The 23,511-nt window shown below is 44.3% G+C and carries 21 protein-coding genes and 3 tRNA genes; 10 read left to right on the forward strand and 14 right to left on the reverse strand.

The window, feature by feature from the left end; translation table 11 throughout:
- Positions 1-41 precede the first annotated feature (41 nt).
- Both K1Y79_RS16450 and K1Y79_RS16455 read left to right on the forward strand, forming a co-directional pair.
- Positions 42-560: a hypothetical protein gene (locus K1Y79_RS16450; RefSeq protein ID WP_220251260.1), complete on the forward strand. Its 519-nt coding sequence runs from the start codon at positions 42-44 to the stop codon at positions 558-560.
- 35 nt (positions 561-595) lie between these two features.
- Complete coding sequence (locus K1Y79_RS16455; RefSeq protein WP_220251261.1) at positions 596-1,879, forward strand: DUF5690 family protein; 1,284 nt, start codon at positions 596-598, stop codon at positions 1,877-1,879.
- Here K1Y79_RS16455 and K1Y79_RS16460 read toward each other — a convergent pair.
- Genes K1Y79_RS16460 through K1Y79_RS16470 form a run of 3 tightly spaced genes read right to left on the reverse strand, consistent with a single transcriptional unit; the run spans position 1,862 to position 4,400 of the window.
- On the reverse strand, positions 1,862-2,575 hold the full coding sequence (locus tag K1Y79_RS16460) for a phytanoyl-CoA dioxygenase family protein (protein ID WP_220251262.1): 714 nt from the start codon (positions 2,573-2,575) through the stop codon (positions 1,862-1,864). The two genes, K1Y79_RS16455 and K1Y79_RS16460, sit on opposite strands and share 18 nt — an antisense overlap.
- Entirely contained in the window at positions 2,572-3,648 is a 1,077-nt protein-coding gene (locus K1Y79_RS16465) for a DNA polymerase beta superfamily protein (protein ID WP_220251263.1), read from the reverse strand. The genes K1Y79_RS16460 and K1Y79_RS16465 overlap by 4 nt, the downstream gene beginning before the upstream one ends.
- Complete coding sequence (locus K1Y79_RS16470; protein ID WP_220251264.1) at positions 3,645-4,400, reverse strand: nucleotidyltransferase domain-containing protein; 756 nt, start codon at positions 4,398-4,400, stop codon at positions 3,645-3,647. The genes K1Y79_RS16465 and K1Y79_RS16470 overlap by 4 nt, the downstream gene beginning before the upstream one ends.
- A 605-nt stretch (positions 4,401-5,005) precedes the next feature.
- On the opposite strand from K1Y79_RS16470, the gene K1Y79_RS16475 reads away from it, so the two are divergent.
- The 6 genes from K1Y79_RS16475 (at position 5,006) to K1Y79_RS16500 (ending at position 7,388) form a co-directional block, all read left to right on the forward strand.
- Positions 5,006-5,078, forward strand: a tRNA-Ile gene (locus K1Y79_RS16475).
- An 88-nt stretch (positions 5,079-5,166) separates the two neighbouring features.
- Positions 5,167-5,236, forward strand: a tRNA-His gene (locus K1Y79_RS16480).
- A 36-nt stretch (positions 5,237-5,272) separates the two neighbouring features.
- Positions 5,273-5,758, forward strand: a complete 486-nt coding sequence (locus K1Y79_RS16485) for a ribonuclease H-like YkuK family protein (protein ID WP_220251265.1) — start codon at positions 5,273-5,275, stop codon at positions 5,756-5,758.
- Positions 5,759-5,769: 11 nt separating this feature from the next.
- A complete protein-coding gene (locus K1Y79_RS16490; protein WP_220251266.1) occupies positions 5,770-5,967 on the forward strand; it encodes a hypothetical protein in 198 nt (65 codons plus the stop codon).
- Positions 5,968-6,012: 45 nt separating this feature from the next.
- Positions 6,013-6,717: a metallophosphoesterase gene (locus K1Y79_RS16495; RefSeq protein WP_220251267.1), complete on the forward strand. Its 705-nt coding sequence runs from the start codon at positions 6,013-6,015 to the stop codon at positions 6,715-6,717.
- Between the two features lie 275 nt (positions 6,718-6,992).
- Positions 6,993-7,388 carry a DoxX family protein gene (locus tag K1Y79_RS16500; protein ID WP_220251268.1) on the forward strand — a complete coding sequence of 132 codons (396 nt, stop codon included), beginning with the start codon at positions 6,993-6,995 and terminating at the stop codon, positions 7,386-7,388.
- Positions 7,389-7,481: 93 nt separating this feature from the next.
- Here the strand turns inward: K1Y79_RS16500 and K1Y79_RS16505 are convergent, their stop codons facing one another.
- The 6 genes from K1Y79_RS16505 to hflX form a co-directional block, all read right to left on the reverse strand.
- Positions 7,482-8,861 carry a DUF6055 domain-containing protein gene (locus K1Y79_RS16505; RefSeq protein ID WP_220251269.1) on the reverse strand — a complete coding sequence of 460 codons (1,380 nt, stop codon included), beginning with the start codon at positions 8,859-8,861 and terminating at the stop codon, positions 7,482-7,484.
- 200 nt (positions 8,862-9,061) lie between these two features.
- On the reverse strand, positions 9,062-9,487 hold the full coding sequence (locus tag K1Y79_RS16510) for an energy transducer TonB (RefSeq protein ID WP_220251270.1): 426 nt from the start codon (positions 9,485-9,487) through the stop codon (positions 9,062-9,064).
- A 76-nt stretch (positions 9,488-9,563) separates the two neighbouring features.
- A tRNA-Asn gene (locus tag K1Y79_RS16515) sits at positions 9,564-9,637 on the reverse strand.
- A gap of 94 nt (positions 9,638-9,731) precedes the next feature.
- Positions 9,732-11,336 (reverse strand): ArnT family glycosyltransferase, encoded by a 1,605-nt coding sequence (locus K1Y79_RS16520; protein ID WP_236059673.1) that lies wholly within the window; start codon positions 11,334-11,336, stop codon positions 9,732-9,734.
- Between the two features lie 69 nt (positions 11,337-11,405).
- Positions 11,406-11,744 carry a Rieske (2Fe-2S) protein gene (locus tag K1Y79_RS16525; protein WP_220251271.1) on the reverse strand — a complete coding sequence of 113 codons (339 nt, stop codon included), beginning with the start codon at positions 11,742-11,744 and terminating at the stop codon, positions 11,406-11,408.
- A gap of 8 nt (positions 11,745-11,752) precedes the next feature.
- Positions 11,753-12,943: a GTPase HflX gene (gene hflX, locus K1Y79_RS16530; protein WP_220251272.1), complete on the reverse strand. Its 1,191-nt coding sequence runs from the start codon at positions 12,941-12,943 to the stop codon at positions 11,753-11,755.
- Between the two features lie 84 nt (positions 12,944-13,027).
- Between hflX and K1Y79_RS16535 the strand changes: the two genes are divergently transcribed.
- Positions 13,028-15,055 (forward strand): S9 family peptidase, encoded by a 2,028-nt coding sequence (locus K1Y79_RS16535; RefSeq protein ID WP_220251273.1) that lies wholly within the window; start codon positions 13,028-13,030, stop codon positions 15,053-15,055.
- Positions 15,056-15,130: 75 nt separating this feature from the next.
- Complete coding sequence (locus K1Y79_RS16540) at positions 15,131-15,910, forward strand: enoyl-CoA hydratase-related protein (protein WP_220251274.1); 780 nt, start codon at positions 15,131-15,133, stop codon at positions 15,908-15,910.
- A 74-nt stretch (positions 15,911-15,984) separates the two neighbouring features.
- Here the strand turns inward: K1Y79_RS16540 and K1Y79_RS16545 are convergent, their stop codons facing one another.
- The 5 genes from K1Y79_RS16545 to gcvT all read right to left on the reverse strand — a co-directional run bounded on the left by K1Y79_RS16545 (position 15,985) and on the right by gcvT (position 23,263).
- Positions 15,985-16,683, reverse strand: a complete 699-nt coding sequence (locus K1Y79_RS16545; RefSeq protein WP_220251275.1) for an outer membrane beta-barrel protein — start codon at positions 16,681-16,683, stop codon at positions 15,985-15,987.
- 239 nt (positions 16,684-16,922) lie between these two features.
- Positions 16,923-20,669 (reverse strand): DEAD/DEAH box helicase, encoded by a 3,747-nt coding sequence (locus tag K1Y79_RS16550; RefSeq protein WP_220251276.1) that lies wholly within the window; start codon positions 20,667-20,669, stop codon positions 16,923-16,925.
- A gap of 183 nt (positions 20,670-20,852) precedes the next feature.
- Positions 20,853-21,581 carry a 2-phosphosulfolactate phosphatase gene (locus K1Y79_RS16555; protein ID WP_220251277.1) on the reverse strand — a complete coding sequence of 243 codons (729 nt, stop codon included), beginning with the start codon at positions 21,579-21,581 and terminating at the stop codon, positions 20,853-20,855.
- Positions 21,582-21,666: 85 nt separating this feature from the next.
- Positions 21,667-22,140, reverse strand: a complete 474-nt coding sequence (locus tag K1Y79_RS16560; protein ID WP_220251278.1) for an SRPBCC family protein — start codon at positions 22,138-22,140, stop codon at positions 21,667-21,669.
- A gap of 34 nt (positions 22,141-22,174) precedes the next feature.
- Entirely contained in the window at positions 22,175-23,263 is a 1,089-nt protein-coding gene (gene gcvT, locus K1Y79_RS16565; protein WP_220251279.1) for a glycine cleavage system aminomethyltransferase GcvT, read from the reverse strand.
- Between the last annotated feature and the right edge of the window lie 248 nt (positions 23,264-23,511).

A 23,511-nucleotide genomic window follows, 5' to 3' on the forward strand; every position in this document is an offset into this window, starting at 1 on the left:
CAGGGATTTCCATTCCCGGTAATCGGTGATATTTTTAACTCATGCTCAAGTATGGCATTACCATCTTTATTGTGACCGCCACAGCGATCTGTGGTTACTTCCTGTTTTCCTATAAATTGGATACGATAGTGCTATACGATCGTACCAGTGCCTACACGACAATTGCACCTTATTTTTCAGCAGTACCCGAGATTCTTATCAATAAAGACAAAGAGTTGAGTGTAGTGCTTACCTTCGAGGACATCCGGGAGGCAGTCTATCTGAACAATCTGGAGGTGAATGTAGCACCCGTTAATTCACTGCCTGTATTACCAGTAGCGGTAAGAGAAAATGCCAATAATTGTGAGGCCACATCCTATAATGCCCTTCCTCGTCCGTCAAAAGTGCTGCAACCACTGAAACAGGACCAGCATTTTACGTTCACCTTCAATACCAGCAAGTTCCACACAAAACACTACCTGGTAACCATAACAGGAGACATTGTAAATGGCGGCTTCCGCTCTTCTTTCCGGAAACAGATCCCGATACAGGAAAAAGCTGTATTCCTCGAGCGCAATTAATCACTATTTTTAACAGGTACCATCAACCTGTTCACTTGCATCAGTCAGTATCAACCGGTCTTTCACCCCGGCAACTCACCATCGCTATTTTCTCGGCAGTTGTGCCCTTTGCCGCATATACCTGCATCTTTGCTTTCCGTAAAGCATTCAATGTAGCGCCTTACGAAGGGTACACTATCCTTGGTATAGACTATAAAATTGTACTTGTCATTACCCAGGTAGCGGGATATATGGCCAGCAAATTTTACGGTATACGCTTTATATCTGAGATGAAAAGGGTGGGAAGAGGAAGGCTGATACTGCTACTTGTAGCCATTTCCTGGCTGGCCTGGCTGCTGTTTGCCCTGATACCACCTCCTTATAATGCCTGGAGCCTGTTCTTTAATGGGTTTCCCCTTGGCATGTTGTGGGGAGTTGTCTTTTCCTTTGTAGAAGGCAGAAAGACGACAGACCTGATCAGTGCCGCCCTGGCAGTGAGCTTTATATTCGCCTCCGGCTTGGCAAAGTCAACAGCACAATGGGTAATGCAGTCGCTGTCAGTAAGCCAATACTGGATGCCATTTACAGTAGGAGCTATATTTATACTGCCACTCATCCTCTTCATCTACCTGCTGGAAAAGATCCCTCCGCCGGATAAGGAAGATGAGGCCTTGCGAATGCACAGGTTACCGATGCCGGCGCAGGAAAGGAAGCAGCTTATAGCCAGGTTCCTACCCGGACTGGTCACACTGATAATCATCTATATACTTGTTACCATTCTCAGAGAAGTAAGAGATAGTTTTATGGCGGATATGTGGCGCGCCTCGGGGGAAGAATATAATGCCGCCACCTTTACCGCTACCGAGACTACCATATCACTGGTCATTCTGGTAATGATTGCTTCCATGATATTCCTGCAGAACAACTACCGTGCTTTTGTGCTCACACAGATCATCATGTTGCTCGGCTTCATCATTTCACTGGCAGCTACCATCGGCTATTTACAACAGCTGTTATCCTTGTATAGCTGGATGGTGCTGGTAGGCCTGGGGCTTTTCATGGTATATATCCCGTTTAACAGTATACTGTTTGACAGGTTCATAGCCACCTTTCGGTTTTCCGGGAATGTAGGCTTCCTCATTTACCTGGCGGACTCCTTTGGATATCTGGGTAGTGTAGGAGTATTACTAACCAGATCCATCTTCCGGGTTCAGACTAACTGGCTGCAGTTTTACACACAGCTGGTACTTATTTCCGGATGCATTGGCATTGTAGCTACTACTATCAGCATATGGTATTTCATACGTAAATACCGGCAAGCCTCAGCGCATCAGCTCTGACCATTCCAGTGGCGCTGGTAGTACTTCCTTACTGAACTCAATGTGGATAACCCTTCTTTTGTGGTTATTGGTTGTTCTGCTGGAAGCATGTAACAGCAAAGGACGCATAATCATTATACCGCCTTTTGGTACAGGGCAGCTTACTTCCGTTTCAATGGACCAATCAATCGTCTCCGGCCTATAGATGCCTTTATTATGTGAACCGGGGATGACCCTAAGCGCACCATTATGCTCATCCGTATCATCCAGGTGTATACGTACTGTAAAGTTGCTTTCAAGTACAGGCAAGGGAGGCTGTACTGCATATTGCTGCTGTTTGACCGTCCAGGGGCCAAAGCCCGGAACATCCGCCTTCTCCTTTACCGAGACAGTCAGGTCCTGATGATAAGCAACAAACCAGTTGGACGCTCCCGGCTTATCAAAGTAGATAGACTTTACTGGTTTATACCCATCTCCGAACAAACGATAGATAGTATCTTTCAGCATATCGTTAAATACAAAGGGAACGACATCCGGTACTTCCTTCAGAAACTGCCGGATAGCAAACAAATCCTTGGTTTTGCGAAAGGTGTCATTTGAACTATCAGCCCTTTGTATAATAGCTATAAGAGATGCTACTTCGGCATTGGTAAAGATATCGTCTATAACAGTGAAGCCTTGCGCTTGCAACAGCTGTTGGTGAGTGACTACATTCATAGATAGTGTTTGTAAAACTTCGCTCTGATATTAACCAGCACCTGTTCTGCCATCTGGATGTCAGGAGTATCAGGTAAGCCTGATTTAGCGTAGAGATCGTCCATTTTTTCCATTTTCTCATTGACCATTTTCAGCAGGTCTTCGTACTCAAATTCGCCTCGCTTTATCTGTAATAACAGATCACGGTCCTTCCGTTGTACATGTACCTGGTGTTCCGTTGCAATTTCAGCAGCCATACTTAATAGCCGGAAGGTATGCATCATGTTCTTGGCATCGTAGTTTTTACCGTGACTCATTGTGTTCTGGTAACGGGTATCATTTCTCTTTTCAACCCATTCCCAGTATTCGAGGTATTCCCGGCAGTAGACGGAGTAGCCGTCTTTATTAAAGTTCATTACAGCGAGGTGCGGTACAGCTACAGGTATAGAACTCAGTTGTACATCATTGGCAGTATCGCCGGAAGCAATACCTTTAAGGAAGCTGCCGTCTTTGATCTGATGCTGATGAAACAGCAGGTATACATCCCTGAAGTGATCTAGCTGGGTCAGTCCGCAGTCTTCCTGTTGATAATTGTTACTGTCAAGCCATTTCCTGAGCGGCATACTTCCATTCCCTTGGATAACATAGCAGAAATCAAGAATAGACTTCCGTTTGCTTTCTACAGGGCGGTGTATCTTCTTATTCAGGCCCTTCGCCTTTTTTATCTGAGAGGCTGCGTAGCCGGCAAAGGTATCCTTGCATAGCTTTGACAGAAAGTGCTCCGGATTAATCTCATCCATCAGTGGGTGACGGAACAGGATACAGTCATCGGGTGTACTGACCAGTTCAATAATGTTGGGATTATTCTTTGTGAGCAGGTCTATAAAGCGGCCAATTTCATAATACACTTCGTCATTTGTAGCATTGGCTATCTGTGGAATGTAGGTCAACCCATACAGTTCTCTGGCCGGCAATACAAAGATGCCTTTTATATCTGTATCCGAAGTAGGGGAGTGCAATTGCTGTGCCCTGCTGCCACTGATACATTTAAATAGCAGGTCTTTTGTGTCTGTTTGTAGCTGTTCGAGTGTCATAGGGCTATATACTTTCTGAATAGTTGGTTTAGTTCATCAGCATTGTTTTGCAGCGGTGCTATATAAGCTGCCTGCTCTTTACAGAGGGCAATTGTTTCAGCTATCCATTGTTGCAACACAGGCAAAGGAGCAATCAGCGTCTTTTCGTCTGATACTTTCTTTTGTTCTAACAGTTCATCGACAATAGTATGCCATGTATGGTCAGTTATTATAGTTCGCAGTTCATCGAAAGTAATAGGCGGCATTGTTTTCCGTTGGATAATCCATTGTGCAGCCAGGGCAGGGCGCAAAGCATAGAAGTACTTTTTGATCCTTACCTGTTCTCCCTGGAGCTCATGTTCAAAAGTATTCCAGGCCATGGAGATGTAGTGGTGGCATCCTGCGCGGCCGGAGAAGTATTTACTCGAAAATTGCAGTAGTTCAGCTCTTAGTCCACTTTGTTCTTTATATACGATGGATGATTGTAGCCACTCATATAACGGTGGATTGGATTTAAGGTATAACTGTAATACCTTTCTGATATCCCATCCGCTGATATCCAGCACCTCATTAACGGGCAATTCTATTACATCTTTTCTGTCATTTATACTAAGGTATTCGCTAACGGGTTGTGCATATATAAAACGTACGTCGTAATCACTATCGGGAGAGGCGAATCCCCAGGCACGACTGCCCGACTCGCATGCATATAGAATGTTGACATTTTTATCTTGCTCAAGCGTCTGTAATCTGGCTTCTATCACGTCATTCATTGGTATTCAGCTTATATATAACAAGGTATATTTTTTTTAAAAAATATCTTTAGAGAAATTGCTAATATTTAAAAAATAGTCTGATCTTTGCATCGTTAAAATTAAATCAAACAATAACGATGTTACGCATACAGCTACATATTGAACGCAAAGGCACATTCGGTCCGGTGATGGACTGTGCTGAAGCCAGGGCTGTTATTGCTATGATATAGTTTAAAAAACTAACTCGATATAACTCAAGCCCTGCAAGCAATTGCGGGGCTTATTTATTTCACCCCATATTCAGTCTCTTATGTATACACGATTATCATCGATACGATTTACCGGGATTAGAACAGCACAGCCTCTGAGCATGCCGGATCTCTGCGCGTGGCTACATGTGGGCTATAAACATGATCTATTTCTCCAACGACCAGATATTATATAGTCTGATTCAGCAGTAGCTATTTTCAGTACAGATATAAGAACCCGGTCGTTACAACGGCCGGGTTTTTTAATATCTGCCACCTGCACTGGACCTGGTGTCCTGTGATGGAGAAAGTATGCCCTGTACGCAACAAAACACTGTAATAACAGGCGTTGCAGCCAGGTATAATAATACAGATTGATCTGTAGCTCAATGGTGAGAGCAACTGCCTTATACGCAGCAGGTTACCGGTTCAAATCCGGTCAGATCAACGAATACTTCCGGATAGTGTAACGGTTAACATATCACACTTTGACTGTGATGTTCTTAGTTCGAATCTGAGTCTGGAATCAATAAATGGTGTCAGTAGTTTAATGGCAAAACACCCGAATGTGAATCGGGAGCTGAGGGTTCGATCCCCCCTGACACCCTGATAAAATTTACTAGCAATAAATATGACTTGACAATGCAACACATTAACAAATGGAGACGGTTCAACGGTGATGAAATTCAACGGGCAATAGCAGATGAAATCAGTGATATGCTGATAGTGGAAAGAGAAGCCGGCAACGAGTTAAAAGTCTGTATCGGTACAGATAGCCAGGTGAAGGGCCGGATCACTGAATTTGCAACCGTAATCGTGTTCCTGAGAAAAGGGAAAGGTGGTTTTATGTATATCCACAACTTCAGTACACAGCGCAAGATGAGCATTAAAGAACGGATGCTGGAAGAAGTAGGCAGAAGTATTGAAGTAGCATACTCACTATGTCACATTTTTACTGAGTACAATGTTGACATGGAAGTACATGCGGATATCAACACTAATCCGAATTTCAAAAGTAATGATGCATTGAAAGAAGCAATGGGGTATATCATGGGAATGGGTTTCACCTTTCGGGCTAAGCCTTATGCCTTTGCAAGTACCTCCTGCGCAAACAAAATAGTACATTAAAACTAAGCTATATGGTTTATGTAAACACCCTGATGGGTATTGCAGTAACAATACAGGAAGATATTATCAACACAGTAACCATCCCCGGGTTTGAAACAGCTGTGATGATCGCAACAAGAATGCACCGGGGTGCAGGTCTTGTTGATAGTGTAAATGAAAAGATTACAAGAGGAGGTATGGTATTACCAGCAATACTGCGGGATGATTAGTCATTGCATGCAATGAACTTTTCTTCACTGGATTAATTAATCATCATGATATTCGTAGGGGATCTCCATGGAGGATATCCTTCATTATTATACCACATCGTTAAAAGGGCAGTAACCAATGAGCACATTATTCAGGTTGGTGATTGGGGATTGGGCTTTGCACCTTTAACAGATGATATACAGGCGCTCCAACGTATCAATGCGTTCCTTAAGGAACGTGATATCAAACTATATATTATTCGTGGCAATCACGATAATAAATGGTATTGGACAAATGGCAGGAAATTGGGCCTGACACATGTACTTCTTGTTGAAGATTATGAAGTACTGACTATAGAAGGGCAACGCATATTGTTCATAGGCGGAGGAATTTCTATTGACAGGAGCAGCCGGACTATTAGAAAAGACTATTGGCCAGATGAAGTCTTCGTATACCGTAAGAAGGCATTGATACATGCCTGCAGGGAATCTGTAGATATAGTCGTCTCTCATATAGCTCCTGCTTCATGCTGGCCGTATGTGCTTACACCGGTGGTTGAACATTACATCAATAGGGAGCAAATCGCAGGAAAAGACCTAAAAACAGCACTTCTCTCAGAACGGGAGCAGATGGACGCTGTTTTGGCCTACGTAGCTAAAAAGGGCTTAAAAGAGTGGTATTATGGTCACTACCACCAATCTGTTACAACACATATTCAGAACATCTCCCTCAGGTGCCTGGATGAGGGGGAACTATACTACCGCCGGTAGTTAACTGGCCATACCGACAATGCCATTGGTCCTGCTACCTCTTTCCCTAGGAAAGGTCTGCGAGCAATGGAGGCATTAGCTTATCTTGCTCCTCAAATCCTGCATACCTACTTGCTTGTTCGTTTTACGTTAACCAATTAAAAGGCATATCCTGTATTAATGGCTTGAATTGTCTAACTGCCAGATGATTTTGTCCACCTAAACAGAAAGCGCTCCTTAACCTGCTGGCTTTACAACAATTTTGTATCAACAAATAACATAAAACCAGCAAGATCATGAACATAAAAACAACAAAAGCAATTTACTGGGCAGGCGCTGTCTTCATTTCATTATGGTTCGGAGCAAGTGGCTTTTTTGAAGTAACTAAAAATCCGATTGTATGGGACATCACGGTGCAACTTGGATATCCTTCTCATTTCATCTATATACTAGGTGTCGCTAAACTAACCGGTGTTATTGTACTACTGACGCCCGACAGACTACTAAGGCTAAAGGAATGGGTATTCGCAGGCATCTTCTTTGATATCATTTTCGCATTCTGCTCAAAACTAGCAGTACTTACGTTTGCAGCCAGCATAGACGCTATCGTAGCATTCACCGCCATCAGCATTACTTATATAATGTATAGAAAGTTGTATCCCGCATACTACAGTATAGCAAACAGCCGATAAGTATTTTCAAAGTATTAACCAACCTACTAATAGACAGAAGTCGTCCCGATATGATTGTTAGGCGATGTCTGTCTGTTAGTAAGTTTACAGATACTATTTTATAAAACTGTTATTTATAGCTGTACCTTCCAATTTAATTTCATACGGCCACTGCTCATCATTGCTATCATTATTATCATTTAAATGTTCCCAATGTTCGGTAGGAGCTCCACTTACCACGAACCATAAGAACGCAGTATTTGCAGGTATAGTAAACCTGGCTTCACCATTGGAACTTCGATTGACATCTCCATATACTCTTGAGCCATCCGTTTTAACTGCAAGAAATCCGTACCTCCAGCCTGCTTTATCTACCTTTATACTCCTGTAACCAGATTGTCCGGCAATCCCCTTGAATTGCAGCCTAATATTAGTACCTGCCGCCGGCACATCCAGTTTAATAGCATTGTAGCCATAATTCTGTGGGCATACCTCCGGCCGGATCCTATACCAACCGTTGCCAGCAGCACTGAGAGATGAAAGGTGCTGATTGGCATATTGGCTGGCTACTGACTGTATACGGGACATGTCCCAGGTAATAAATCGCCTATTAGCGTCAAATATTTCATCATTAAATGCCTGCTGGCTCAACTGAGTCATTCGTTTATATGTAGCCACCGGATCTTCTCCTCGGCGGGCCCCTTTCCAGAGCTTACCTATAAAGTTTTTCCCTCTCTTATCAGACCAGTATTCCAGTACAAAAGGGGAGTGGTATTGATTAATTTCATGCAGAAATGCGTAGTGCGTATTCTTCATAAACGCCTGAAGATGATAATTTTCAAATGCCAGCCAGGTAGGGTATACCTGCCAAAGCATATATTGAGCTGTCATTTCAAATATAGTCTGACCATTACTGCCGGTTGGAGAACTGGAATACCCCCAGTTACCGTCTGACTGTACAAAATATTGAAATACATGCCCTAATTCATGCGCAACAGCTCCAAATGGCTGTGTGTTTATACGTGGAGGAGTAACCCAAAGTATACCTACCTTATTCTCTGCTCCACCACCGTAAGCGGTACCGTCGGTGGAGTTGGTAATATAGATAAGCGTTTTGAAGCTATCCGCAATAGATCGTCCTCTTTCGACAAATTGCAGAGTATCTGTATAATACTGATAGAACCTTTCACATTCTGGAAGGATTAGGGTTAGGTCAAACCGCTTATTAGGATCTATATTACTAGAAGGTGTAGTCCCGAAGTCCTTCGCCCAGAATGCTGCGAAATTTGCTGTTTCTCCCTTGCGATTATGGCTATAGAGACTAGCATCATTATTATAATCATTATTTGTTGGGACGTTCCAGATCACTTTTGGAATATAAATAGGTTTGTCAGCCGCGACCAGTTTTTTTAATGAATCAACAGCAGTTTTCTTATCGCAGGAATAGAAAATTGCGCTTACAGCAGCAGTCAGACAGAGGATAAGTTTTGTCATCTTTGTTGGGTTAATAGATGTAACAATTTTGGCTGCTCCTAAGGTAGCTTTGATTTAATGCAAGCGTTTCATGGTATTTAACAGAGCATATCCAGATTTTGACTTCTTGGCTTACTGACAAGCCAAATCAGCTGATAAATGAGAATAAAGAACGTCTGAATAGTCAGCATCGGGGTTAGTATGTAGTATAGTATATCTCACTAATCGACCTGCAAACAGATTTTCATGGGGATCAGGACCCTAACAGCTACATTCTTTCCATTCAGCTGGCCTGGTATCCATTTAGGCATCCGGTTCAGCAGCATGATGCCTTCCTTATCCAGCAAAGTGTAATCTGCTGCCTTTTTGTTATGAATGCATTTATCAAGTACATTGCCTTCAGCATCGACAATAAATGAAAGATGCAATTTCCCGTGGTAGTCCAACTGCTCTTTCGGATATCTAATCTTGCTGAGGAATTTTGCAAGTGCCATGTCACCTCCCGGGAAAAGAGGCATTTTATCCACATGTTCATAAACAAGCATATTGAAGCGGGAATCAAATAGCGGGAGAGATAGCTGGGCTTGGCAACGGTTAGCCAGAAAGAGAATGGTGACTAATAAGAATATCCGTTTTAATAACATCATGAACTAACTAAAAGACATAAATGCAGCAAAAGCTAAAATAAAAAAGGCCTGCATTACTGCAAGCCTTTCCTTTTCGCTCCCCCTGTTGGACTTGAACCAACGACCCTCTGATTAACAGTCAGATGCTCTAACCAACTGAGCTAAGGAGGAATTTCTTTTCCCGTTTGAGAAATTTGTTTTCCCGTTTCGGGATTGCAAAGATAGATATTTTCTTATTCCCGCCAAATCCTTTTTAGATTTTTTTTCAAAAAGGATCAACCAAAATTAAGAAACGCTTATCCAGAGAGGATTCCCGAGAGAAAAAATTTACAAACTTCAGATCCAGACGAGTCACCGGGAACTGAGAGAAGGTCTTTAACTCCTTAATACGCCGTCCTCCAGCCACCAACGAATCCCTATGCTCTGCTGACGTAAAGACAATAGATGGCCCGGCCGGAACGGTATCATATCTAAGCAGCGGAGCATCCAGATAATATTCCATCGCGTATGAGTTCACTCCATAAAAGCCGACCGCTGCACCTTTCAGTTCCTTATTTGCATAAAAAGCTGCTGTACTTCCACTTTGATATCTCAGCACGTCCGGATAGAATAGTCCATTTAAAAATATATTCAGAATAACTCCGGCCATGCAGGTACGGAAAAATACACGTGCCGTTCCTTGCAAAGGAAGCCATATAAATGCCGCAATCCCTATCATAATAAGTATAACTGCCCATAAATGGATTTCAGGCCTGTAAAGCGCCCATAAACCGACAATAGCGATACCCATGATACCCATCAGGATATGCTGAGTTATACGAAAGGCTCTTTCGGGCACATCGTCTACTATATACTTCGCTGTTAGAATAGCAAAAAAGGGAAAGATGATATTCAGATAATGCGGTAGCTGAAACTTTGACAAGGAAAATAACAGGAACGTCGATAACGCAGCGCTAATACAATAATACTCCACGGCAGACTTCCCACGGCGACGAAAGAACTGTACAATTGCTACATACAGGAAGATCGACCAAGGCAGAAATGCCCATAGTACTGTATGGAGGAAAAAGGAAGGATCGCCATGGCCTTTGATAGGCCCGCTATTCATAAACCTGCCAAACTGACTATCCCAGAAAAAGAAACGGATACCTGATACACCTGTCTGCCCAAATACCACCTTCTCCGGATGCGCATCGAACTGTTGATACAAAGCATATAATTCAGGGCTGATAAATACTAAAATCAAAAGAGCTGTTACCAGCCAATGCCAGTGAAACAGTTGCTTCCATCTGCCTGTAAATACATGATCGCCTATAATTGCAAAGCCAATAGGCACTAATGCAAAAGGCCCCTTCGTCATTACCGCACAGGCGGCAAATAATGCGCCCGGCAACAACTGCCGCTTATACAGATGGTATACACTGGCTATAATCAGGCCCGTAAGATAAGGCTCCGCCCGTACGTCCGTACTCGATATCACCAGGTGCTCTGCCGACAGGAATATACATACTGACCATCGTGCTACTCTTTCGTTATATACATTGAGCGCTTTCGCAAACCTGTAAGTATATACAGCTCCCATCATCAGAAACAGAAATGCCGGCAGCTTATAGGCAAAACTGGTAAACCCGAACAGCAGATAGGAGAGTGCTGCCATCCAGAAAGGGAAATGCGGTTTGTCCAGCCAGTCACGGCCATCTGCTACCAGATTCAGGTAATCATGATGCTGCACCATATGCTTGGCTATACCTGCATACAGTGCCCCATCAGGCTCCATTATGGTTACAGGTAGACCCGTCATGTGCACAAACACCAGCAAACCAACCATCACCCGCCAAACTTGTTTCTCGGAAATAGAATTAACTGCCATGGGGAAAAATTACGGCTCTGACTGCATATCCGCAAAACAGAAGGGGCTTTTAATAGAAAATTAACAGGGTTACCAGCCAAACAGGCTCGATTTCTCTAATCCAATATAGAGACCGTCTGAACGCTGCTCTAATGGATAAGTCTTGAGGTAAAAGCCTTCTCCGCTGCTATTATACCCGTTCTTGATACTAAAACGATACCTGTGCAGCGGACAAACAACATTACCGGCATCATCCATAAACCCATCCGCCATAATGCCGCTTGCATGCGGACACTTATAGGCAAAGGCATAAAACTGCTCCTGATACTTTGTGTAACAGATCTTTTTGCCCTGCACCTCCAGGACCCCAATCTCGCCCTCCCTTGCATACAGGTCTGATAAACGATGCCAGTTGTATTGTTTAGCCATGCTACTGATTAATAGAAATATTCGCTCTTGTATGGGTAACGCACTCTATATAGCTCTATTACCTTGCTCAGAATAGTCTGACGCAGTTCATCAATATTCTTACGCTCCAGGGCAGAAATAAAGACACAATTACCATGAGTTCTTGTCTGCCAGTTCTCCTTCAGCTGATTCAGAATATCCTGCTTCACATCCTCGGCCAACCACTTGTCGAATGTCTGCTGCTCATACAAGTCCATCTTATTGAAAATCATGATACTTGGCTTATCAAAAGCTTTCAGCTCCTGCAGCGTGCGATTCACGACCTCTACCTGATCTTCATACTGCGGATGTGAAATATCCACTACATGAAGCAGAATATCGCTTTCCCGCACCTCGTCAAGGGTAGACTTAAAGCTCTCTACCAGGTGATGCGGCAGTTTCCTGATAAACCCTACGGTGTCACTCAACAGAAAAGCTGTTTGGTCAAATACTACCTTACGAGTAGTAGTATCCAAGGTGGCAAACAGTTTATTCTCTGCAAACACCTCACTTTTACTCAGCAGATTCATGATCGTACTCTTACCCACGTTGGTATAACCGACCAGGGCCACACGAATGTACTCACCACGATCTTTACGCTGCGTAAGTGATTGTTTATCAATCTCAGCCAACCGCTTTCTCAATAAAGCAATCTTATCCTTAATAATACGACGGTCAGTCTCAATCTCCGTTTCACCAGGACCACGGCTACCGATACCACCTCCCTGCCGTTCCAGGTGACTCCACATACCTCTCAGACGGGGCAGGATATACTGGTATTGTGCCAGTTCTACCTGCACCTTCGCCTGGGCTGTACGGGCGCGACGGGCAAAGATGTCCAGAATAAGGTCACTACGGTCAATCACCTTCACATTCAGTACCTTTTCTATGTTTGCTATCTGCGAACCGGTCAGCTCATCATCGAATATGACCAGATTAATATTTCTACCTGTAATGAAATCCTTGATTTCTTCAAGCTTACCCTTCCCGACAAAAGTCGCTCTGTCAGGGTGGGAGAGTTTTTGGGTAAACCTTTTTACAGTTATTGCGCCGGCTGTCTCAGCAAGGAACACCAGCTCGTCCAGATACTCCTGTACCTGACGCTCCGTCTGCTCCTTATGTATCAGTCCCACAATTACAGCCCGCTCTTCCTGTTGTACTACTTGTTTCTTTTCAATCAAAGTATATAAAAATTTACTGCAAAGGTATGGAATTAGTCCATAGCACTATTTTCCCTACATTTAGCTTCCAAACAGAATCTGAACATGCACAAATCACTTTTGTTAACAACACTTTTTATATCATCTATGGCAGCGGCCCAGCAGAAAATGACGCCTGAGCTGCTCTGGCAATTGGGCAGAGTTAGCGGCGAGGCGATCACGGCAGACGGAAAGACAGTTATCTACAGCGTAGCAAGGTACAATATCGCAGAAAACAAAAGCGACAGAGACCTCTTTGCAATCCCCCTGGCAGGTGGAACTGCCCTCCAGATTACCAAAGAACCTGGAGCAGAAGGCGAAGTAAGCCCTCTCGGCGGACAAAAAATCGCTTATGTCTACAAAGGACAAAGATGGGAGATCAATGCTGACGGTACCGGCGCTACCCAGATCACCAATGTAGAAGGTGGCCTGCAAAATATGCGTATATCCCCCGACGGAAAGCATATTCTCTTCTCCAAAGAAGTGAAACTGAAGAAGATAAGTGGTAGCGACATCTATCCTGACCTCCCTAAATCTAATGTGCAGATCTATGACAACCTCAACTATCGGCACTGGGATACCTGGGAAGATGGCAACTTCCAGCATATCTTCTTTGCTACATACGATAATGGCAAAGTAGGCACACCCATCGACATTATGGAGGGCGAACTGCATGATAGCCCACAGATGCCTTTCGGGGGTGCGGAAGACGTTATCTGGAGCCCGGATGGCAAAAGCATCCTCTATGTTACAAAAAAGAAGTTTGGTAAAGATTACGCGGTAAGCACCAATACCAATATCTACGAATACAACCTTGAAAGCCGCACTACCAAAAACCTGTCCGAAGGGCTGGCTGGCTACAATACCAGTCCATCCTTCAGCCCTGATGGTAAATACCTGGCATGGCTGGGTATGGCAAAAGACGGCTTTGAGGCTGATAAAAACGATATCATTGTTCTAAACCGTACAACCGGTACCCGTACTAACCTTACCAAGGACTGGGATGGTACTGTTGCATCCATTTCCTGGAGCAAGGATAATAAACAGCTGTTCTTCCTGGCAGTAGTAAAAGGTACCGAACACCTGCATGAAGTTACCCTGCAGAAGGATATGGCTACTACCAATGCTAAACACATCCGCCAGATAACCACAGGCGACTTCGATATTAATGGTATTGTAGGACAGGCAGGCAATACGCTCGTAGTAAGCCGTACCGATATGAACCACGCGGCAGAGTTATATACCGTTCAATTGCCTAAAGGTACACTCCAGCCACTCACTACCGTCAATAAGGAGACCTACGATAAAACCGGTATGTGTAAAGTGGAAAAACGCTGGATAAAGACTACCGATAATAAAGAAATGCTGGCATGGGTAATATTCCCTCCTGATTTCGACCCGGCCAAGAAATATCCTACCCTGCTATACTGCCAGGGAGGACCACAGTCTGCATTGTCCCAATTCTATTCCTACCGCTGGAACTTCCAGCTGATGGCCTCACAGGGGTATATAGTAGTAGCTCCTAACCGTCGCGGTATGCCAGGCCATGGTGTAGAATGGAACGCCGCTATTAGTAAAGACTGGGGCGGACAACCCATCCGGGATTACCTGAGTGCTATCGATGCGGTAAGCCAGGAACCCTATGTTGATAAAAGCCGCCTGGGAGCTGTTGGTGCCAGCTATGGTGGATACTCGGTGTTTATGCTTGCAGGTATTCATAACAACCGCTTCAAAAGCTTTATAGCTCATGACGGCCTGTTTGACCTGAAAAGCTGGTATGGCACCACTGAAGAACTCTGGTTCGCCAACTGGGATATAGGCCCTTACTGGGATCCGGCTAATGCAAAGATCTATAAGGAGTATAATCCAAGTGAATATGCCAATAAATGGAATACTCCGATTATGATTGTTCAGGGTGGCACCGACTTCCGTGTAGGCATCGAACAAGGGCTACAGGCCTTCCAGCTGGCACAGCTGAAAGGTATCAAAAGCAAACTGCTTTACTTCCCTGAAGAAAACCACTGGGTACTGAAGGCACAAAATGCCCTGGTATGGCAACGGGAGTTCTTCCAATGGCTGAAAGAAACGCTGTAAGTATATAATATCAGCAGTCAGGCCTTTAGTGGCCTGACTGCTCTTTATCATTATTTATAAATTCCCCGAAACGTTATGTTTACCTCTCTCTTGCTCGACATCCAGGAAGGTATTGCTACCATCACCCTCAATCGCCCGGATGTATACAATGCATTTAATGATCCGCTGAGTTATGAATTACAGGATGCCCTCCGGCAGGTAGAAAAAGACGCGGCCGTCAGGGCTGTCATACTTACCGGAGCTGGTAAAGCCTTCTGCAGCGGCCAGGACCTCAAGGCTGCAATGAATGGCGAAAAACGTAACTTAAGTGAATCACTGCATAAGCGGTATAATCCTATTATCAGGGCTATACGCAATATGCCCAAGCCTGTAATCTGCCAGCTGAATGGTATTGCCGCTGGTGCGGGATGCTCACTGGCGCTGGCCTGTGATGTAATTATTGCCAGCGAGACGGCCGCAATGGTAGAGATATTTATTAATATCGCGCTGGTGCTGGACTCAGGATCGTCTTACTTCCTTCCCCGTACTGTTGGATATCATAAGGCATTTGAACTGGCTACTAAAGCAACAAAACTGTCGGCGCAGGAAGCTATGCAGTTGGGGTTTGTTAATAAGGTGGTACCACCAGCGGAACTGGAAAGTACTGTCAGGGCTGAAGCGGCTTTCTATGCCGGCGCACCCACCAAAGCTATCGCCCTGCTAAAGAAAATGCTGACAAAAGGTATGACTGAAAACCTGGACGCTGTACTGGACTATGAGGCTTATTGCCAGGAAATAGCAGGAAATACTGCTGATAATAAAGAAGGAATCCAGGCCTTCCTGGAAAAACGTAAACCTGTGTTCAAAGGCGCTTAAACGGCCAATGGCTATACATCAAAAAGGGCTGTATCATTGATGATACAGCCCTTTCAAATATTATTAAGATCTGCCTATAAACCGCTGATCATGAATCCAAATGAGTAAGGATTTACATCATAGGTACCGTTCTCCTTAAATATACCATTCAGGGCATAAGTACCATATACTGCAAAGTTGCCATAGCCTACTCTTGCAGTACCCGAGAAGCGCCAGGTATTGAAAAGACGTTTGCTTGCCTCTTTTTCTATCAGTTTGGAACCTCCCAGGTTTTCTACAGAACGGGTATGTGCGTTGATCAGGTTACCTACCTTCAGACCAAAACCCACTTTAAACCCTTTGTTCGCATTATCCGGTACCTGGCGGTAGCGCAGCTCCAGTGGTATTTCCACATAGGTCGCAGCCAGTTTGAATTTGCTATAGGTATCAGTTTCCTGGAAGTTAGGTACTGAAGATGTATTCCTCAGATCCAGGCTCATATCATTCAGCTGATAGTGATCAGACCCTATTCCCAAACCTGCTGCAAGACTGAAATTCGTTTTCTGCATAGGAATGTCATACATAAGGGCAATATTAAGCTGACGGTTAAAACCTGTCTTAATGTTACCGGCTCCTGTGCCTGACAATCCAACATATCCTAACTGAATCACTAAGAAATCCTTGGAATGTGAGGCTGCTCCCATGGCAGTATTAGCAACTGCATTCTTGGCATCCTGTGCAAAACCACCCAGTGAAGCCGCCATCAGTCCCAGCGAAATGAATAATTTCTTCATGTTTAAGTATAAAGTCTTGAAAAAGAATATTAGGCAAATTTAATGGAATAGGAATAAAACCAAGGGTTAAAATATTTATAAAATATCTGTCTTCTTCTATTACCGCTTTTTATCATCTCATCATAAAGACATATCCTTTTCTAATATATTCTGCCCTATATCGGCTTCCATCCCACGCTTACAGGAAAAAGCAGGCTGCCAGTAACTGACAGCCTGCTTTTTTATATAGCATCCCCTTATTAACTAAAGAGATATAACACATCTTCTTTGGTCAGCTTCTTCACAAATCCCGAATCATCTGCTATGATCTCTTTCACCAGCGACTTCTTACGCTCCTGAAGCTGGAGTATCTTTTCCTCTACAGAATCTTTACAGATCATTCTATAGGCAAAGATATTCTTCGTCTGCCCGATACGGTGCGTACGGTCAATCGCCTGTTGCTCTACTGCCGGGTTCCACCACGGATCTACGATATATACATAGTCTGCCGCTGTCAGGTTAAGACCCACACCTCCCGCTTTCAGCGAGATCAGGAACACCCTGCAGTCGTCATTGGTCTGGAAGTTCTGAATAGCACGCTCACGCTCTGTGGCGGATGTACTACCGTCGAAATACTCAAAAGCCACCTTCATATGCTGCAGCTTCTCACGGATCAGCCCCAGCATACCCAGGAACTGTGAGAAAATCAACACCTTGTGGTTGCTGATATTTTCTGACATCTCACGGGTAAGCTCATGCAGCTTTACTGAGTGATTCGGATACTGTTCCGCTTCATTCAGAATAGCCGGAGAGTCACAGATCTGACGCAGTTTCATCAGACCCTGGAGGATGGTCAGCTGAGAACGTTCCATACCTTGATCCTCAATAACACCCAATATCTTGGACCTGTAAGAGTTCCGGTATGCATCGTATATATGTCGCTGTTCTGCATCCATTTCACAGAAGATGACTGTCTCAATTTTCTCCGGCAGGTCTTTGGCCACCTGCTCCTTCGTACGGCGCAGGATGAAAGGATAGATCAGCTTACGCAGATGGTCCTTACGCTCTTCATCCTGGAACTTGTCAATAGGCGTGGCAAATTCATTCCGGAAGAAGTCTACGCTACCCAGCATGCCGGGATTCAGGAAGTTCATCTGTGCATAGATATCAAAAGTATTATTCTGCATCGGCGTACCGCTCAATGCCAGTTTGTTCCTGGTATTCAGCAGTTGCGCAGCCTTGGTTACCTTACTCTGCGGATTCTTAATAGCCTGGGATTCATCCAGTACCACATAGTCCAGATCCAGTTTCATCAGCGTCTGTACATCGCTGCGGAGGGTGCCATAAGTGGTGATCAGGATATCAAACTTCATCAATTCCTCTGCCGTCTTCAGGCGGGTAGGGCCGTGATGAATATGATATGTCATGGTAGGCGTAAACTTCCGGATCTCATTCTCCCAGTTATAGATCAGGGTAGTAGGACATACCACGAGTGCCAGACACTTATCATCATTCTTGTTCTTATAATGCTGGATAAACGTCAGTGCCTGGATAGTCTTACCAAGACCCATATCATCGGCCAGGATACCGCCCCACTTCACCTCATCCAGGTAGTTCAGCCATTGGAAACCACTTTCCTGGTATGGACGCAGGGTGGCCTGCAGGTTATGAGGCAGCTGTATATTACGGATCTCGTCAAACTGCAACAGCTTGCGGCGCTTTTGCTCTAACTCCTGCAATACGGTTTCATCGTCGATGAACTCATATAGTTCATCAATAACGCTGAAGTTATACTTACTCAGTTTCAGCGCACCTTTGTCTTTTTCTTCCCCGATCTTGAACAACAGGGAATACTTTTTCAGCCACTCTTCCGGCAACAGTCCCAATGAACCATCTGCCAGCTGCACGTAATTCTGTTTACCTGTTAGGGCTTGTTTTATCTCCCGTATGCTTACCTTCTGATCACCATAGACTACTTCAATCTGTGCGTCAAACCAGTCAATACCTGAGCTGATCTGAAGGTTAGTAACAGGTTTATGTGCGCTGAATTTGAAATTTTTAAGGTTCTCAAATCCAAATACACGTACATTCATTTCCTTCAGGGTATCAAAGAAGAGGAAAAACCAGTTGTTTTTCAGCGCTTCTTTCGCCTTCAGATAGAAGTAATTATTTGAATTAGGCTGTGTAAAATTGGTATGCAGGGCACTCAGCTTCTCAACAAATTGTTGCTCTGCCTCTTTGTTCCTGTGGATAATAAGTACCTTGTTACCTTCCTGCACAGTGATTTTTCCGTCATCATTCCATTCCACTTCCTGACCATGATAAGCAAAGCCTGGCTGAATAATGAATGTCTCACCCACTTCACGTAGAAATACCCTGCATTCAGGCAGAATATCATCTACCTCTGCCAGCAGCGAACTGTCAAATTGTATCTGATATTGCTTGCTCAGTGGTAGAAGGTAGTCCTGGAGATAGGTACTCCATTGATCGGCAGGTATACGGATCTTACCGCTTTCGCGGAATAATTCCACATGTAATGCATCCTGCGGATTTTCAAAGAGATACAATACTTTGTTCTTCAGGAACAATATAGGGCTATCCCATTCATTGGCCGATACATTTACCAGTTCTCCCTCTATTTCCACATGACAGGTCACTTCCACAACGTCAGGCGCTGTATGCGTTTTAAATACCGGCTGCAACCTGTCTCCGGCAAGGTGTATTGGCTGAAGATTCTTCGTTTTGAACTGTTGCCGGTTGGGCAACAGGAATAACAATCCGTGGGCTGCCATCTGGGGAAACAGCTTGGCAAATTTAGGATGCAGGTATTCCAGCATCAGCTCCTTTGTCTCTGTCGGCAGATCTGACTCATTATCATTATGGGTAATGTTTTCCCAGATGCCGGCAAAAGGAGAATTTTTGCTCAGGAACTTGCTGACTTCTATACCCTGTACCTTACGTACAGGCGTGATCAGGTCACGGTCAGCCTCTTTATATAAATAGAAGTCAACATACTTGGACAGGTCCAGTTTATTGACAAGTGATACAAATTCGCTTTGTTCATCATTCACCTCTCCGCTCACAAGGTCTACCCGGAAGAAGGGATATAATGGTTCGTTGGCGTTAAATACAACTCCGATACGCTGTGTAATGGTATTAGCCTCTTCCGCAGCAGGAGGGGGGGCGGCCGGCTGTCTGGTAGCAACGGCGGCATCCACACGTTTGATACTGGGATCGAGTACACGCAGATAGGGCTTGCCCTCCATATAGCTGAAGGTAAACTTCCCTTCCAGGTCGTCTTCGAGTGAATAGCCATACAGGGCCAGAAGTTTATTCTTTTCCTTGTCCCAGTTACGCAGGGTATCAAAATAATATGGACCGTGGTTATTCAGAAGGCTGAGAAACAGCGCCGTTTTATGCTTACAAATGGCATGCTCTGTCTCATCGCAGGTACAGGCAGTATCAAAGAACCGCTCTTCATTACGCTGGATGATCAAGGGGTATTCCTGCCCTTCATATTTCAGCGTAGCTTCTACCTTTTCATCCTTTGCAGAAGTGATTTTAAATGCCTTTGCAGGTTTAGCTATTTTTTCAGCTTCCTGGAATATTTCAGTGGAGGTAAGGAGCTTCAGCGATTTCATATCGATGAACTTCATTTTCACCAGCGTATGCTGCTGGTTATACTGAGTATCGAAGCTCTCGAAGTGATTCTTATCAAGCATTTCCTGCAACTGGAACATGGCTGCGGCTTCATGCCGGCAGATATCTCCCAGGTTGTAGGGACACTGGCAACGAACAGACATAATGCCCGTTTCGTGATACTTGTTAATAGATACGCGATAATAATTCGCATGGGTATCGCTCTTTACCCGGAAAGTGGCTGATTTCAATACAGGATCAGCTTCTAACAACTCCACACCACCAGTCGCAAAGATGCGCTTCCCCCTACGGATTACCTCATCGGTTCCGTTATTATAGACATATTTCAGCAACTGGGGCAGCGACATAGTTTCAAATTGCCCGGTTTATTTACCAGCCTGGGTTAAACGCTAAAATCTTTAGCAGCTGGTGAAAAGGCAATTCACAAAAGTACGCAGAAAAATTCTAAAAAGCTACAGCATGAGTAGCGTGTACGCTACATTGCATCACTTCCAGAAACAAACACTTTAAGAAAAGAAATTATCTTGCAGCTATTCCGCAGCAACAAGCTCTCCATTCCGGTAAACGGGCAGCACATTTGCACCGTCTGGAGTCAGACAATACTGTATATCTTTCTCCAATCCGAATTTAGCCAGCCGCTTGTAGTGGGATGCCTGCTTCATTACCTCGTACATGTTGTCTTTTGAGGTAGTATATAATGCTTCAGCAGCGATTGCAGAATCGCAATCTATGTTGAAGTGTTCCCTGATACGATTCACTACTGCACCGGCGAAAAGGGTATCTTCCATATTGACCCTGTCTTTCCAGGCGGCACAACCAAGTATCACGGGTTTGCCCTGTGCAATGAGGTAGTCACAGACAGCAGATATATTAGGGAATGAACCTGTAATGATTTCAATGGCATCTTTGGCCATATGCAACAGTTTGGTACCGTTTGTGGTTGTCAGTACCAATGTCTTATCCTGTATAAACTCCCGTGGGTATTCAAAAGGCGAGTTTCCATGTAGTAATCCTTCCGCAATCCGTCCGTCTCTCTCGCCCGCAGTAATGGCATTGTCTCCCAGCTGTTCTCCAATACTCACACACTCCGGCACTGACGCTACCGGTATAACACGGCTGGCCCCATTATATAATACTGTACAGATGGTTGATGTAGCTCTCAATACATCAATAATCACCACTATACTGTTCTTTACGTCGTACAAATGTAACAGTGCCGGTGACAGACAAACTTCCAGTCTCGGTTTCAACTCTTCCATATTAGTCTATTAGAAATTAAGAATTAATAACTAAGCATGATGGTGCTTGCCTGTCATTCCTGGTTATTAATTCTTAACTATACATTCAATCCAGAATCACTCTCCACTTCTCCGTCTCTGCATATTCTTTTATAACGCTGTTCCGTAACCTTAGCAGCTCGGTCATATATCTATGCAGGTAAAACCGCTCAAACATTTTCCCGAACCAGCCGTAAGGTGTGCCAAATTCCATAATATCTATTGCAACGGTACCGTTACCTATTTCTTTAAAATGGTGCTCATGCTTCATGAAGGTAAAATCTCCTGAAACCATTTCGTCACAGAAATACTCTTTCTTGCGCATTTCCGTGATGCGGGTAGTCAGCTGTCGTAGCTTCCCCAGGTGTTTCGCCTGCCAGGTAACCGTTTCATTCTGTTCAATGAGCCCGTTTGTACGGCCATAAATTGCGTCCTCCTGCATATGAGACATGCTCTTTTTATGCAGAGTGATACTCCGGCTCAGGTCAAAGACCCGCTCGAGCGGAGCGTGAATTACGGTTGTAATATGAATTTTGGGCATAGAAATAGATATGGTTTTTGCAATATAAGTTATCTTAACTTAAGAATGGCACCTTTACAACTCTGGCTTTCAATAATTTATCCCTTACAGCAATAAAAATATCTGAATCCTGCGTGGCATGCTCCGTTTTCACATATCCCAGACCAATTGCTTTCTGCATGGACGGAGACTGTGTTCCTGAGGTTACCTTACCAATTACTTCCCCGGCTGCATTCTTGATTTCGTAGTCGTGGCGGGGAATACCCTTATCGACCATCTCAAATCCTACCAGCTTACGGGTAATACCGGCAGCTTTCTGTTGCTCGAATGTAGCCCGGGAGGTAAAGTCTTTGGTGAATTTGGTAATCCAGCCCAGACCTGCTTCCATTGGCGATGTAGTATCATCAATGTCATTCCCGTAAAGACAGAAGCCCATTTCCAGACGCAGTGTGTCACGTGCGCCTAAACCTATAGGTTTCAGTCCTTTAGGACCACCCACTTCAAAAATAGCGTCCCAGATCTTCTCGGCAGCGCCATCCTTATCTTCAAAGTAGATTTCAATTCCACCTGCTCCGGTATAACCGGTAGCGCTGATCACTACATTCGGTACGCCTGCAAATTCCCCCTTGGCAAAAGTGTAATACTTGAGGTTGACCAATTCTACATCCGTCAGCGGTTGCAAAATGCTTGCCGCATTTGGTCCCTGGATAGCCAGCAGACAAGTTTTGTCAGAAATGTCGTGCATTTCCACATTCTTTGTATTGAATTTGCTGATCCAGTTCCAATCCTTTTCAATGTTGCTTGCATTCACCACCAGCATATACACTTTGTTCTCCTCAATGCAATATACCAGCAAATCATCCACAATACCCCCTTCTTCATTAGGCAAACAGCTATACTGGGCCTTGCCCGCAGTCAGCTTGGAAGCATCATTGCTTGTTACCCGCTGGATCAGGTCCAGCGCATGCTCTCCCTTCAGGATGAACTCACCCATATGACTTACATCAAACACCCCCGCATTATTCCTGACCGCCAGGTGTTCATCGTTAATACCGGTGTAGGAAATAGGCATATTATATCCCGCAAAAGGAGCCATCTTAGCGCCCAGCGCTATGTGTTTGTTTGTAAATGGTGTGTTCTTCATAAATAAACTAATGATCGGTTCTGTTTTGGGTATGCTTTTAGGTTTAAGTTTTGTTTAAGCCCGGCAAAAATAGGCTGATTTTCCAAATTAGCTGGTTAAATAGTGATTTTGGTGCAATAATTGCCTCCCCGTAAGCAGTGCATTGCCGGTAAACCAAACCACCCGGAATCGTGAATAAACAACTTCCAGCCAGCAACTGTTATTAGCCAGTCGATATATTCATTGCTAACCAGCTTCCTGGATACGTA

The sequence above is a fragment of the Chitinophaga rhizophila genome (genome assembly GCF_019492185.1).
Taxonomy (GTDB): Bacteria; Bacteroidota; Bacteroidia; order Chitinophagales; family Chitinophagaceae; genus Chitinophaga; species Chitinophaga rhizophila.